12 protein-coding genes are annotated in these 13,187 nt (G+C 61.4%); 2 read left to right on the top strand and 10 right to left on the bottom strand.

Going from position 1 to position 13,187, the window contains the following annotated elements:
- Nucleotides 1–32: 32 nt before the first annotated feature.
- On the top strand, nt 33–590 hold the full coding sequence (locus tag RPG13_RS29145) for a sugar O-acetyltransferase (RefSeq protein ID WP_292712280.1): 558 nt from the start codon (nt 33–35) through the stop codon (nt 588–590).
- 33 nt (nt 591–623) lie between these two features.
- Here RPG13_RS29145 and RPG13_RS29140 read toward each other — a convergent pair whose 3' ends face one another.
- The 3 genes from RPG13_RS29140 to RPG13_RS29130 all read right to left on the bottom strand — a co-directional run bounded on the left by RPG13_RS29140 (nt 624) and on the right by RPG13_RS29130 (nt 2,718).
- Entirely contained in the window at nt 624–1,133 is a 510-nt protein-coding gene (locus RPG13_RS29140; RefSeq protein WP_126105229.1) for an RES family NAD+ phosphorylase, read from the bottom strand.
- Nucleotides 1,130–1,609 (bottom strand): type II RES/Xre toxin-antitoxin system antitoxin, encoded by a 480-nt coding sequence (parS, locus tag RPG13_RS29135; protein ID WP_370453306.1) that lies wholly within the window; start codon nt 1,607–1,609, stop codon nt 1,130–1,132. Before parS ends, RPG13_RS29140 begins: the two co-directional genes overlap by 4 nt.
- A gap of 119 nt (nt 1,610–1,728) precedes the next feature.
- A complete protein-coding gene (locus tag RPG13_RS29130) occupies nt 1,729–2,718 on the bottom strand; it encodes a helix-turn-helix domain-containing protein (RefSeq protein WP_337126624.1) in 990 nt (329 codons plus the stop codon).
- 130 nt (nt 2,719–2,848) lie between these two features.
- On the opposite strand from RPG13_RS29130, the gene RPG13_RS29125 reads away from it, so the two are divergent.
- Nucleotides 2,849–3,496 (top strand): cysteine hydrolase family protein, encoded by a 648-nt coding sequence (locus tag RPG13_RS29125; RefSeq protein ID WP_126105232.1) that lies wholly within the window; start codon nt 2,849–2,851, stop codon nt 3,494–3,496.
- Between the two features lie 174 nt (nt 3,497–3,670).
- On the opposite strand, the gene RPG13_RS29120 is transcribed toward RPG13_RS29125, so the two are convergent.
- From RPG13_RS29120 to RPG13_RS29090, 7 genes are all read right to left on the bottom strand, one after another.
- On the bottom strand, nt 3,671–5,350 hold the full coding sequence (locus RPG13_RS29120) for a formate--tetrahydrofolate ligase (RefSeq protein WP_126105233.1): 1,680 nt from the start codon (nt 5,348–5,350) through the stop codon (nt 3,671–3,673).
- A 316-nt stretch (nt 5,351–5,666) separates the two neighbouring features.
- Entirely contained in the window at nt 5,667–6,062 is a 396-nt protein-coding gene (locus RPG13_RS29115; RefSeq protein WP_337126623.1) for an ester cyclase, read from the bottom strand.
- Nucleotides 6,063–6,224: 162 nt separating this feature from the next.
- Nucleotides 6,225–7,367: a DUF2333 family protein gene (locus RPG13_RS29110; protein ID WP_127293206.1), complete on the bottom strand. Its 1,143-nt coding sequence runs from the start codon at nt 7,365–7,367 to the stop codon at nt 6,225–6,227.
- 51 nt (nt 7,368–7,418) lie between these two features.
- Nucleotides 7,419–8,723 carry a DUF6638 family protein gene (locus tag RPG13_RS29105; protein WP_127293204.1) on the bottom strand — a complete coding sequence of 435 codons (1,305 nt, stop codon included), beginning with the start codon at nt 8,721–8,723 and terminating at the stop codon, nt 7,419–7,421.
- Between the two features lie 162 nt (nt 8,724–8,885).
- Nucleotides 8,886–10,796, bottom strand: a complete 1,911-nt coding sequence (locus RPG13_RS29100; RefSeq protein ID WP_337126622.1) for an AAA family ATPase — start codon at nt 10,794–10,796, stop codon at nt 8,886–8,888.
- A 24-nt stretch (nt 10,797–10,820) separates the two neighbouring features.
- Complete coding sequence (locus RPG13_RS29095) at nt 10,821–11,966, bottom strand: hypothetical protein (protein WP_095484195.1); 1,146 nt, start codon at nt 11,964–11,966, stop codon at nt 10,821–10,823.
- A gap of 35 nt (nt 11,967–12,001) precedes the next feature.
- Entirely contained in the window at nt 12,002–13,090 is a 1,089-nt protein-coding gene (locus RPG13_RS29090) for a hypothetical protein (RefSeq protein ID WP_126105239.1), read from the bottom strand.
- Nucleotides 13,091–13,187 lie beyond the last annotated feature (97 nt).

The raw sequence follows: 13,187 nt of genomic DNA, 5'->3' as shown, positions 1-13,187 counted from the left end.
AAACAGCATGGCAAAGGCAGGAGGACATCGCCTTGAACAGAAGCGAGCGCACAAAAATGGCGGCGGGCGAGTGGTATACTTGTCTCGATCCGGAGCTGGAGGCGCTGCGGGTCATGGCGCGCGACGCGGTGTTCGAGCATAATTCGCTGCCGCCCCGGCAGCGCGGTGACATCGGACCGGCCCTGAAGTCGCTGCTCGGCGTAGTAGGCCCGGGCGCCCGGATCGAGGCGCCGTTCCACTGCGCCTATGGCTTCAACATTGTTCTCAGCGACGGCGTGTTCCTCAATGCCGGGTGCACCATCCTCGATACCGCGCCAGTCCGCATCGGCAAGGGAACGCTGCTCGGCCCCAATGTGCAGATCTATTGCGCCGAGCATCACAAGGAGGCGGCGGGTCGACAGGCAGGACTGGAGATCGCGAAGCCGGTCGAGATCGGCGACAATGCCTGGATCGGTGGCAGTGCCATCATCCTCGGCGGGATCAGCATCGGCGACGGCGCCATTGTCGGCGCCGGCGCGGTAGTGACTCGCGACGTGCCGCCAAACACCACGGTCGTCGGCAACCCGGCGCAGTCGGTCAGGCGCGGCTGAGCATGAGCGGGTATTAGAGCGAGGTAAGCCCGGTCATTTGGCAGGAGGTGGATGCAATCGTGTGTCGAGCGCAAAGGCCTCCTGGATCTTCATGGCATATGCGCCCTTCGCGACGCTCGCGTCGAAGATCAGGTTCCAGCTATTCTGGGACACCGCGCTCGGAATCACCACGAACCGATGTCGTTGGAGAAGATTATCGCCGAATGCCTGTTGCCCAGAGCTCGGGATGCCCGGACGCAGCCAATTAGGGTTGGGAACGGCGCCAGGGTTGACGATATGCACTTCCGTGACATCGCTGATTATCGCCGCGGTCATCACATGCGCGATCGTGTCGAGCGCCCTGAAGCCCTTATGGACTGCGACTTCGAGAATCGCAGTCGAAGGATCGATTGAGCAGTAGACTGCGCGCACGCCTCTGCTGTTCCATCGACCGCCGACCCTGTATGCGCCCTCGCCACTGTCCCATGTAGGCGCAAACGCAGCCTGATCGAGACGCCAGCCAACGAGGTCGGAGCCGCCAAGTGCGGCCGGGAGCGGCGTCATGCATAAACGCCGTATTCAAGCCGCTCGAGATAGTCTTCCACAAGCTCGACACCCGCCGGGGTTGCCAGAAGATCGATGGGACGGCGCTGGTCGAGCCCGATCGCCGGGCGCTCCAGCCATTGCTCCGCTTCCGCTTGCGAACCGAACACATCGGTCGCTTTCGACAGGATCTCCGCGAATTTCCAGGTTCGTCCGCTTTGGTCCTGGCTGAGAGGCTTGGAAGGAGCATCCTTACGGCGCTGGTAGGTGCGCAAGCTCATACCGACGGCCTTCTCGAGCGAATCAGTCTTCTGGATGAAGACGAGCTGCCCAAGGAGATGGTCCAGCGCCGAACCCGGCAGGCCGTGCACAAGCAGCTCATGGGCATCCAATGCGCTCCTGAGGTGCCGCGATAGAATGCGAGTGCCGCCGAGCAACCTGGCCACCTTCTGAAGTTCATTATTTTTTGCTGCTGGTGCAGTCTTTTCCAATGCCATCGCCACGGCGTGCCTCTTAGCGTCATCTGTCACTTTAATATATGACAGATGACGCAAGCCTTTTCAAGGACGGTAGGGGCGGGAGCAGAGAAAGGCAGCGCAAACCTGAAGCGATTGCCTCACCTCGGCGCGTACGCCACGCGCTCCTCCTGAGTGCTCTTAGAGAACTCTCGCCGGTACTGCGCGGGCGAGGTTCTGAGCCGCGCCGCAAAATGCTGGCGCAGCGATGTGGCGCTGCCGAACCCGGCCTCGAAGGCAATCGTGTCCATCGATTTTTCCGTCGCTTCCAGCAGCCGCTGTGCCAGCGCGACGCGCTGGTCGATCAGCCAGTCGCCGAAGCTGGTGCCGATCGATTTTTGAAAGCGGCGCGTGAATGTCCGTCGGGTGAGGCCGGCGGCGGCGGCGACGCTGTCCAGGCTATGCGTCTCATCCAGCGTTTTGCGCACCTTGTCGAGTGCCTGTGTGAAGCGATCCGCGTTGCCGGTCCTAGCGATGGGACGTTCTATGAACTGCGCCTGCCCGCCTTGCCGATGGGGAGAAAGCACGATCTGCCGAGCAAGCCGAAGAGCCGCCTCCGCGCCGTAGCGGGCCCGCACGATATGGAGACAGCAGTCAAGCCCGGCGGCGACGCCGGCAGATGTCATGACATCACCATTGTCGATGTAAAGCACGTCCGGGTCGACGATCATGTCGGGATAAAGCGCCTGTAGCTGCTCGGTATAGGCCCAATGCGTCGCGGCTCGCCGCCCCGAAAGCAGTCCTGTCGCCGCAACAGCGAATGTGCCGAGGCACAGTCCGACAATCAATGCGCCGTTCCGGTGCGCTCGCAGCAGGGCCTCTACCAGAAACGCCGGTGGCGGATCGTCGAGGTCTCGCCAGCTTGGGACGATCACAATGTCTGCGCCATCGAGGCTGCCCAGCCCGTGCGGCGCAGTCACGGTCAACCCTGCTTCGGTATGGATAGGCCCGCTTTCGATTGCACAGATGCGGAAGTCGAAGCGCGGCAAGCCGAGCGCGGCGCGATCCTCTGCGAATACAAGGCATGGCACGGAGAGGTGGAACGGACTGATGCCATCGAAGGCGATGGCGGCAACGATCGGATCGGCCATGAGGAGCACCAATGAGGGTTAAAGCCGGATTGTCCCAATTCTTTCGAATAATGTCAATTGGGACACTTTTTGCAATCCGGCAGCAGGCCTATCCTCGACCAATCGAAGCCAAACGAGAAAGGAAAATTTGATGTCTGAACCAGTCAAAGGCAAGGCGCCACGCCGTGCCCTCATCGTCGTCGACATCCAGAACGACTATGACGGCGGCAACCTCGCCATCCAATATCCGCCGTTTCGCGACAGCGTCGTCAACGCGGCACGAGCGATGGACGCGGCCGCCGAGGCAGGCGTCAAGGTCGTGGTCATTAAGCAGCTGGCGCCAGAAACGTCGCCGATTTTCGCCAAAGGCAGCCACGGCGCCGAATTGCATCCCGAGATATCAAGGCGTAGCCGTGACCATTACGTCGAAAAGACCTTGCCGAGCGCCTTCACCGGCACGGACCTCGAGGACTGGTTGCGCTCCAACGCCATCGATACGATCACCGTCGTCGGCTATATGACGCACAATTGCGATCTCTCGACCATCATCCACGCCGTCCACATGGGCTTTGCGGTGGAGTTCCTGTCCGACGCCACCGGCTCGGTGCCCTATGCCAACAGCGCTGGCTATGCTTCGGCCGAGGACATCCACCGCGTGGTGACTGTTATCCTGCAGTCGCGCTTCGCCGCCGTTCTCAAGACAGCCGAATGGATCGACTGCCTGAAGACCGGCACGCTGCCCGAACGCGACACGATCTACGCCTCCAACCAGCGCGCGCTGGCACGGAGCGCCGCTTAAAGCGCGTCGCGCCTGACAGGATTCATGCGACGCGCTTTAAGTTCTTGTTCTTATGCATGTCGTTATCCCAAAACCGCTGCGCACTTTTGGGCGACATGCATTGGAAATTTGTCTCGGGCAAGCAAAAGGGCGCCGTAGCGACGCTGCGCCCTTGTCATTCCGGCCTTCAAAATCTCAGAACAGGCCTTCGATCTGGCCCATCTCGTTCAGGAAGATCTTTTCCGAGGACGGCGCCTTGGGAAGACCGGGCATGGTCATGACCTCGCCGCAGATAACGACGATGAAGCCGGCGCCGGCAGACAATCTGACCTCGCGCACCGGCACGGTGTGGCCGGTCGGCGCGCCGCGCAGGTTCGGGTCGGTCGAGAACGAATATTGCGTCTTGGCCATGCAGACCGGCAGGTGGCCGTAGCCGGCGTGCTCCCAGGCGTGGAGCTGGTCGCGCACCGACTTGTCGGCGATCGCTTCGGAACCGCGATAGATGCGCTGGACGATGGTGTTGATCTTCTCGAACAGCGGCATGGCGTCGGGATAGAGCGGCGCAAACTGCGACGCGCCGGATTCGGCAAGCGCCACCACCCTGCTGGCGAGCTCCTCGATGCCGGCCGATCCGTGGGCCCAGTGCTTGCAAAGGATCGCCTCTTCGCCCATCGAGGCGACGTAGTCCTTCATCGCCTGGATTTCAGCGTCGGTGTCGGAGTAGAAATGGTTGATGGCGACGACCGCTGGCACGCCGAACTGCCTGATATTCTCGACGTGACGGCCGAGATTGGCGCAACCCTTCTTGACCGCCTCGACATTCTCCTTGCCGAGATCTTCCTTCTTGACGCCGCCGTTCATCTTCATGGCGCGCACAGTGGCGACGATGACGGCTGCCGCCGGCTTCAGGCCGGCCTTGCGGCACTTGATGTCGAAGAATTTTTCGGCGCCGAGATCGGCGCCGAAACCGGCTTCGGTGACGACATAGTCGGCGAGCTTCAGCGCCGTCGTGGTGGCGACGACCGAGTTGCAGCCATGCGCGATGTTGGCGAACGGACCGCCGTGAACGAAGGCTGGGTTGTTCTCCAGCGTCTGCACCAGGTTGGGCTGCATGGCGTCCTTGAGCAGCACGGCCATGGCGCCGTCGGCCTTGAGGTCGCGGGCGTAGACGGCCGACTTGTCGCGGCGATAGGCGACGATGATGTCGCCGAGGCGCTTTTCCAGGTCCTTCAGGTCGGTGGCGAGGCACAGGATCGCCATGACTTCCGAGGCGACGGTGATGTCGAAGCCCCCTTCGCGCGGAAAGCCGTTGGCGACGCCGCCGAGCGAGCAGATGATCTCGCGCAGCGCCCGGTCGTTCATGTCCATGACGCGGCGCCAGACGACGCGGCGGTTGTCGATGCCGAGGTCGTTGCCCCAGTAGATGTGGTTGTCGATCAGCGCCGAAAGCAGATTATGCGCCGTGGTGATGGCATGGAAATCGCCGGTGAAGTGGAGGTTCATGTCTTCCATCGGCACGACCTGCGCATAGCCGCCGCCGGCAGCACCGCCCTTGACGCCGAAATTCGGCCCGAGCGAGGCCTCGCGGATGCAGACGATCGCCTTCTTGCCGATGCGGTTGAGACCGTCGCCGAGGCCCACCGTCGTCGTCGTCTTGCCTTCGCCGGCCGGCGTCGGGTTGATGGCGGTGACGAGGATCAGCTTGCCGTCCTTGTTCGCCTTCACCGACTTGATGAACTCGGCCGAGATCTTCGCCTTGTCGTGGCCGTAAGGCAAAAGATGCTCGCTTGGAATGCCGATCTTCTGGCCAATCTCCTGGATCTGCTTCTTTTCGGCGGCGCGCGCGATCTCGATGTCGGACTTCACTTCGGCCATGGCGGCTTTCCTCTGGATTGGACGGTGGAGGGGACGGGTTTGATCAGTATGGTCGCAAGCCTGTTCGAGACAGCCCGGCACTGCAGGCGAGGGCACGTTCTAGCCCTGTCGCTGCCATGGCGTCAACTTGCATGCAACTATGTTTCCTCTAGAGAAAGGCGGTTCTGTTTCCCGGGCGATCTGTCCCGGGTCTTCGCGCCCGGTTGTCGCGCCGTATAGAAGCCAGAGCACGCGCCGTTTTGCCGTCTCAAAACAGCCGCGGAATGCACCGAATGCGACAGGGTTCGAGCGCCGGCCTGCGCCTCGGGTAGTTGCGCTAGAATGCGCCGATCTGGTGCATCAGCCCCAAGCCGTCAAGCTGGCCGAAATGTTCGACCACGACGCCATTCTCAAGACGATCGATGTGAATCACGCCAACCGAGACTCGATTTCCGCTCGGTTCGACGCCATGGAAGATGCCGGTGTGCGTGCCCTCAAAGCGACAGCGCGTGACCACCTTATCGGCATCGCTGACATAGTCGTCGATGACGTGATGTCCATCCGGGAATCCAACAAAGAACTCGGTCAGGGATTTGCGCCAGTCAGCGAAGCCGATCGGAGTGGCGCTGCCGAGATGAACGGCGAGATCTGGAGAAACCAGACTGGACAGCTTATCCCAGTCCTGCGCGTCGATCGTGGCATAGAAATTTCGAGCAACTTCCCGGATATCCATCTCATGTCCTCGCTGGCTGCCGCCCAGCGGTTGAACGACGACGAGACGATCAGGTTCCGCATCCCCGCGGTGCGCAGCCGAGCTACTGCGACAGCACGTTGCTGATCTCGATCAGGGACAGCGGTGATTTCAAGCCAAGACGTCTTTCACTATTGGCTTCCTTCACCGATCCAGAACGGACCTGACCTCGACGAGGTTCGATCGCACCCTAAGCACATAGAATCCCATCGTGGTGAGGTGGGTGGGCATGATCCAGCCATCCTCGCGGCCGTTGGAGATTATGAATGGCCGTATGGCGAGCGCTGCCTTGAGCTGGCCTTCCACGCTGGTCCACAGCGGTGTGAGGCCGCGATTGTCGAGGATCTGCTGGAAGTCGTGATGCGCCGCCGTGAGGATGCCGTAATAGCCGTAGAGCTGGCCATAGGCGAACCAGAAGCGGTCGTCAGCGCGTGTGTCGAACCAGCCGCTGTTGAAGTTCTGCGAACGGTCGCGGATCATGTCCGATGTCGAGCCTATGTCGCTCGCGATCCGGTCGACGAACTGCATCAGATTGTCGGCGCGCGCGTTGAAGACAACCTCGCATTTCATCAGCCGGTCGTTGAAGGCGCGAAGGCTGGTCGCCGCCGTGCGATAGAAACTCGGCGTCGGGGTTTTCGGACCAAAGGGCCTGAGGCCGAAATACCAGGTTTCCTCGTCGAAGGTGATCGCGCCGCGCGCATCCTGCAGGTTCTGGTCGATCTGGCTGGTGCCGCGGACGCGGCCGAGTGTGTCGACGAGCTCGACCGCAGTGCGCCGGATGGCCTGATTGACCCCGCGCTGGAAGGAGGCCTTGTTGTCGAGAAACGGCGTGCGGTCCCAGTCCATCCCGAAGAACCCGAGCTTGTAGAGTATCATCGACGAGATCCAGGCGTTCTCGTTGACGTTGAAATCGATGAGATCGGCCGCGACCTGGACAATGGCCGAGTTTGTGCAGGTCTTGACCTCTCCCTCGACGCCAGCGGTTTCCCCGACGGCAGGAGGAGCGGGCTGCGCCGGGGCGGTTCCGGCCGGCTGGGTGAAATTATACGCCTCCGCATAGGCGGGATTGAAATTGCTCCAGACCTGCGTGTTCCAGATGAAGTAGCCGTAGAGGCCGACCAGCAAGAGCAGAGCGAGGCCGAGCACCGCCTTCAGGATCCAGCCGCGCTGTGTGTACCAGCGCCCAGCCCACATGAACGGCCACAGGATCACACCGATGGCGAAGCCGATACCGCGGCCGATCCACTGGAAAATCCGTGTGAAGAAATTCACGATCGGATCAAGCATGGCGATGTCACCCCCTCGTCAGTCAGCCAAGAATTCGATAAGGTTAGGCATTCAATCAGTAAGGCCGTAGAGGCGTGTGCGAAACGCCACCTTGTCTTTCAGATATGTGGTTTTCAGAACGTCCACAACATGCGATCGCCAGGCGTCGCTGAAGCCGTCATAGTCGCTGTAGAAGCCTGGTTTGTTGAAGACGTAACGCGAGACGAAATCCTGCGGCACGAAATCCGAGATCAGCTGGTTGGTCAGCCAAGCGTCGGGATGGTCGGGCTTGGCCCGGATCACCAGGAAACGCTGCTGCGGGAAGACGTCCTCAATCTTGAGCCGGCCGAGGTGAGCGATCTCGCGCTTGGCGGCGTTGAGGAAGGGAAAATTGCCGTCCCTGGTGATCAGGTCGGCATGGCCATGGATCCAGGTCTGCAGCCAGACCTTGTCGACGTCGGTCAGATTGCGATCGGGCTCGGCGTCGCGGATCAGCGCGCGCACCACCATCTCGGCGCGATGTTCGAGATAGCCTGATGTTTCGATCCATGAGGCGCGCGGCAGTTCGATGCGGCCGGTCGCGGCGAGGAACTTGAACACCTTGTCGGCATCGTTGATCGAGAGGTAGCTCACTTGCCACGGCCGCGAGCGACGGAAGCCGGGTGCTGCCGGGTCGCTGATCACCGTCGTCATGTCCGGATCGATGAACACATAGAGCCCGCCGAAATGGCTGGTCCAATAGGCGCTGTGGCGAAAGATCACCTGATCCGGCACCAGCGCGTTCTCGCGGATGTCGCCGCAGATCTTGGCAAGCTCCACCATGCGGGTGAGCATGGCGTTGTCGCGCCAGGCGTCCGGCTCCTGCTTCAACTGGTCGACGAGCTTGCCAAGTTCGGCGGCCTTGCCCAGCACGTCCTCCGCCGACAGCACCTTGAACTCGACCTGGTTGATCGACAGCAGATCCTCGATGTCGTCGACTTTTGGGACCGAATCCTCGATCTCGCCGTAGATGACATCCTTGATGGTCAGCGCGTCGATGGCGCGCTGGTTCTTCGACATGAACTCGAACATCAGCTGCGAGGTGTTGGAAAAGGCGGTGTGCACCACCGGCAGATCGATCTGCGACGGCGTCAGGATGATGAAACGGCGGTTGATCTCGTTGGGGTCGAGGTAGTTGTAGTCGCCGCATTCCTCGGCCACCTGCGGCGAGAAGCCGGTGCGGTCGATGTCGAAGCTCTTCAGCTTCGTCGGCTTCAGGCCGAAGGCGACCAAAGCCTTGTTATAACGCTGGATGAGATGCGGCTCCTCGATGGTCAACAGCCGGCCGTAGATCAGCTCGTTCTCGCGCAAAAGGTCGGATTTCTTGGCGGGGCTCATCTATCCCTTCTCCCCTTGTGGGAGAAGGTGGATCGGCGCGCCGCGCCGAGACGGTTGAGGGGTGCTGGACGGAGCGCCATCCGCGCCAAGCTGGAGCACCCCTCATCCGTCGCCTTCGGCGACGCCTTCTCCCACAAGGGGAGAAGGGGGCGTCGGAGAACCTCACGCATTCCAGTTCCCCTTGGCCTTCAGCTCCTCGATCTCGCGCACCGCGCGGTCGCGCAGGCGGGTGTCGCGGATCATCTTGGTCACCGCCGCGTCGTCGGACTTGTCGGAGTAGCGGAACTCCGAGTCGGCGTAGCGGTTGACCTCCTGCATGACCATGTCCATCGAGAACGGCCCACGCAGTTCCTCGATCATCGCCTTCTTGTCGTCGTAACCCTTGTGCATGAAGACTTCCGGCTTCTCGAACCATTCGTCCGGCAGCTCGATGTCCATGGCGCGCATCTTTATCGCGTCGGTGACGTTCTTGATGGCGCGGCCGGTGAAACGCGGCTCGGCCTCCTTGATCATGTGCAGATAGGTGCCGATGTCGGCCATCGACTTCGGTGCGCCATTCTCCTTCATGTAGCGCTCGTAGACCTTCATCAGCCCGTCTTCCCTGGGTTTCTCGTGCTCTTCATAGGCTTCCATCACCGCGCGCTTGATCTCCTGGGCGGCGTAGAGCTTGTGGTCGCCGAGCGGGATCTTGTGGTTCTTGCCGGCGAGCAGCACGAAAATGTCGATATAGTCGTCGCGGCTCTGCGGCCCGTCGACCAGCCAGCGGGCGCCGGCGCGCTGGCGCAACGCGTCGTCGACGTTTTCGGGGTAGTTGGAGAACATGCCAAAGGAGCAGTTGCCGCGCACCACGGTGCCGGCACCGGCGAACGCGTCCATCAGCACACCGGTGATTTCCTGCTGGCCGGCCGAGGCGCGATCGTCGGAGCGGCGCGCCGCCACCTGATCGATGTCGTCGATGGTGCCGAAGCCGATGACGCGCGGGTTCAGCACATTGTTGATGAACTGACGGCAGTTCTGGCCGGATTTGCCCTGGTAGGAGGAGATCTGATCGACGCCGAAATTCTCGTAGGCGAAGGGATATCCGGCGACCTGACAGTAACCGTTGACGAGACCGGCGATCATCTGGATCAGCGTCGTCTTGCCGGTGCCGGGCGCGCCATCGCCGATGAAGGTGAACAGGAAGCCGCCGAGCTCGACGAACGGGTTCAGCTCGCGCTCGAAATCGTAAGCCATCAGCATCTTGGCGAGTTTGACCGACTGGTATTTGGCGATGTGATTGCCCACAACCTCCTCCGGCTTCTTGAAGGTCATCACCAGCGGCTTCGACCGCTTGCCCGGCGCGACGTCGAAGCCATCCAGGGTAAAGTCGTCGACGTCGATGCGGATATGCGCGTTCTCGAACGGGCCGATGCCGTCGAAGCGGCCCTTTCGCGCCAAAAGCCCGTCGATGGCGACACGGGCAAAGGCGCGCCCCCGTGTCATCAGATCGGCGTCGTCCTTCGCGCCTGAAATCGCCCTGTCGAGCCCGGACACGATCGACTTCACCGCGTCCTGTGGCGTGTCGAACAAAAAGTCCGGCTCGGGCGTGTCGTTCGGCGCCTCGCCGTCGCTGTCGATCAGCTGGAACAGGTAGGAGGCGAGGCTGAAGGCCGAAATATAGGCCGAGGCCGACAGCAGCTTCTTGAAGGTGGCGGCCTCGTCGCCTTCGAGCGGCGCGCGGGCGTTTTTCGCCTGCAGGCTTTCGAGGTCGGAACCTTCTGCGAAGACGTCTGATATGGCCAGGGCGATCGCCAGCCCGCGCCGGGTGCGAAACAAAAGCATGTGCTGCGCAATGCTCAGCAGCTGATCGCCGGGATGGACGGCAGCGACTGTCTTGGCCAGCTCGACCTCGCGCGTGCGCCTGACCGAGCCGACCGAGACGGTCGAGACGAAGCGGCGGTTGGTGCCGGCAAGTGGGGTGCCGGATTCACGCGACGGGTCCTCCAGCACGACGATGCGGGTGATGAAGCTCTGCGCCGTGGCGCGGTGCTTTTCGATTGCCGCTTCCGAAATCGTGGTCAGGCCGGTGTCCATGAAGGATACTCCGCGGTTTGACGGTCAGACGTCACTGATGACCTGTCCTTTGGACAGGATGTGGACCTTGTAGCCCGAAAAGATCTTCTGCGCCTCGCCGGCGGCGTAGAGCGCCTGATAGGCCTCATGCGGAATCAGCGCGTGGTTCTCGTAGCTCGACACGCCCTGCCGCGCAGCCTCCAGGTCGTCGGTGTCGATGAAGAACTCCTGCGTCGTCTTCTCGCTTGAAAACAGACCTTTGCGGCCTGGCTTCTCGGCCTTGGAATAGACCTCCTGGATGGTCCAGGTCAGCAGCCAGGCGTTTTCCGGCTTGCGCACCTTGGCCAGAACGTCGGTCACCGTCGAATTGTTCTCGGTGATCCCTGCCGAATAGAAGGGACCGAGCACGACGCGGCGCAGCTGCTTCGGGTGGAGCGGCTCGAAATCCTTGTCGAGGTTGACGGCGATCGTCGCCGGCGACAGCGTGTAGGCGGAATTCTTCTCGGTGAAGTCATCGAAGCGATGGGCAAGCTCGGGATTGAGCAGCCCTTCAACGGGAAGCGGAATGTCGACCTTCTCGTTGAGCTTGCCGTTGCGGTCGACAAGCTGCTCGATCATCTCTTCGGAGGAATCCTCGACCGTCACCATGTAGACCAGCGGCAGGTTGGCGCTGCCGTCGAAGGTGGCCCAATGGACGAGGTAGTAAGGCCGCCCCGTCTTCGGATTGACCGAGACTTTTGCCGTCTGCGCCAATGTGAAGGGTCCGAAGGTCGTCTCGCTCTTGACGCCCTCCAGATAGAGCCGCTCGGCCATCGACTTCTGCAGCGCTTCGGGGAATTGCTTGTGGCGCAGGATGAAGTCGGCCATTTCCTCGCGCAACTCGTCGGCCAGCGGTATGTTGGCGAGACGCGTATCGGCCTGGCGGCGGTCGTTCTCCAGTTCGAGCAGGTTCTGGAAAACCGGAAAGCCGCTTTCGGCGCGCGAAATGCGGAACGTCTCCATGAAACCCAGCCGGTTGCGCCAGCAGGCAAAGGAGTTGTCGAGCCGCGCAATATATTCGGCGACGATCTTGGCGACGATGCCGTGCCGGTAGAGCGGCGAGCGATCGTCGCGCATGAACACTTCGAGGCCGCTGAGCGCTGCCGTGATCGCCGAGAAATAACGCGTTGCCGCTTCGTTTTCGGGGGTCATGCAGCCAGCCCTTGGGAGGTATGCGAGCGCAGCAATTACGACTGCACGTAGTTTGCCGCATTGTGCTTCTTCAGCACGTCGTCGAAGCGGCGGGCAAAGGCATCGTCGGCCAGCTTCTTGCGGCGCTGGATGTCGGCGGTCGCCACCATGTTCTTCTCGTGCATTTCGAGGAGATCGCCAATGTGCTTCTGCGAGGCAGCACCAATGCCGGCCATGGTCTCTTCGGCGGTGTTGTCGACCTGACTGCCCAGCGTGTTGATCTTGTGGGCGACGTCCTGCTGGGCGGCGGTCTTCAGCGAGTCTTCCAGCGCCTTGTAGAGCACGATGCGCTGCTCGGTATCGATGGTCAGCTTGTTGATCAGCGTCGACTGTGCCGCGATCTGGTTGTTGAGCGAATCGACGAAGGTCTGGAACATCGAGGTGTAGCGTTCCAGCGTCTGGCTTTCGGCCAGCAGCTCCTGCTCCTTGGCCTGCTTTTCGTTGTATTCCGTGGCCAGTTTCGAACGCTCGCCTTCAAGCTGCGTGCGCTCCTTCTGGCTGGTCGAGGCGGCGATCTTGTTCTCGATGTCGAGCAGCATCGGGTTGAGCTCTTCGATGCGCTTCTGCACGGTCTCGAGATTGGACATGGTTGTCTTGCGGCGTTCGATCACCTGCGACAGGCTGGCCTCGGAGGTCTTGTAGCGCTGGTCGAGAACCTGCTTCTGCGCCTTGAGGATGCCGACGATGGTATCGGATTTCGCCAGCAGCTCCTGCAGATTGCCGGCCAGCGACATGTTGCGGACACGGTCGGTGCGCATGCGCTGCTTGCTCTGACTGGAAAATATGCCGATGAAGCTTTCCCAGCCGGTGTAGTTCTTCATGCTCTCGAATTCGGCACCGAAGACGTTGGTGGCGTCCTCCAGCCCGATGATCAGGTCGGCGATGTTGCCTTCCATCACCTTCTGCTGCTTCAGCACATCCTCGATGCGGGCGTTCTCGAGGTCGAAATTGGCGTCGCCGATCTTCTTGTCGGTCTTGGCGAGCGTGTCGAGCACCGTGCCGGACTGCTCGATTTTCGTGCGCATGTCCTGCACGACCTGCTTTGTCTTGGCAATTTCGGCATCGAAATTCTGCAATGTCGCCATAGGGGCCTCCCGCTTCGGCATCTGTTTCGTGTCGCGAACCGCCGCGAATATATGTGTGGCATGGGGGGAAGGGAAGGTGGAAGATTAGCAGGCCGAT

Origin of the sequence: Mesorhizobium sp. ISC15 (assembly GCF_037162615.1) — a bacterium.
In the GTDB taxonomy this organism is placed as follows: domain Bacteria; phylum Pseudomonadota; class Alphaproteobacteria; order Rhizobiales; family Rhizobiaceae; genus Mesorhizobium; species Mesorhizobium mediterraneum.
Note: the sequence above shows the minus strand (reverse complement) of the source record. Positions and strands in the feature narration are given on the sequence as shown.

Coding starts and splice junctions, on each gene's coding strand:
- RPG13_RS29140 (WP_126105229.1), bottom strand. CDS start 1,133: ATGACGCCGCTCCCGGCCGCACTTGGCGGCTCCGACCTCGTTGGCTGG.
- parS (WP_370453306.1), bottom strand. CDS start 1,609: ATGGCATTGGAAAAGACTGCACCAGCAGCAAAAAATAATGAACTTCAG.
- RPG13_RS29130 (WP_337126624.1), bottom strand. CDS start 2,718: ATGGCCGATCCGATCGTTGCCGCCATCGCCTTCGATGGCATCAGTCCG.
- RPG13_RS29125 (WP_126105232.1), top strand. CDS start 2,849: ATGTCTGAACCAGTCAAAGGCAAGGCGCCACGCCGTGCCCTCATCGTC.
- RPG13_RS29120 (WP_126105233.1), bottom strand. CDS start 5,350: ATGGCCGAAGTGAAGTCCGACATCGAGATCGCGCGCGCCGCCGAAAAG.
- RPG13_RS29115 (WP_337126623.1), bottom strand. CDS start 6,062: ATGGATATCCGGGAAGTTGCTCGAAATTTCTATGCCACGATCGACGCG.
- RPG13_RS29110 (WP_127293206.1), bottom strand. CDS start 7,367: ATGCTTGATCCGATCGTGAATTTCTTCACACGGATTTTCCAGTGGATC.
- RPG13_RS29105 (WP_127293204.1), bottom strand. CDS start 8,723: ATGAGCCCCGCCAAGAAATCCGACCTTTTGCGCGAGAACGAGCTGATC.
- RPG13_RS29100 (WP_337126622.1), bottom strand. CDS start 10,796: ATGGACACCGGCCTGACCACGATTTCGGAAGCGGCAATCGAAAAGCAC.
- RPG13_RS29095 (WP_095484195.1), bottom strand. CDS start 11,966: ATGACCCCCGAAAACGAAGCGGCAACGCGTTATTTCTCGGCGATCACG.
- RPG13_RS29090 (WP_126105239.1), bottom strand. CDS start 13,090: ATGGCGACATTGCAGAATTTCGATGCCGAAATTGCCAAGACAAAGCAG.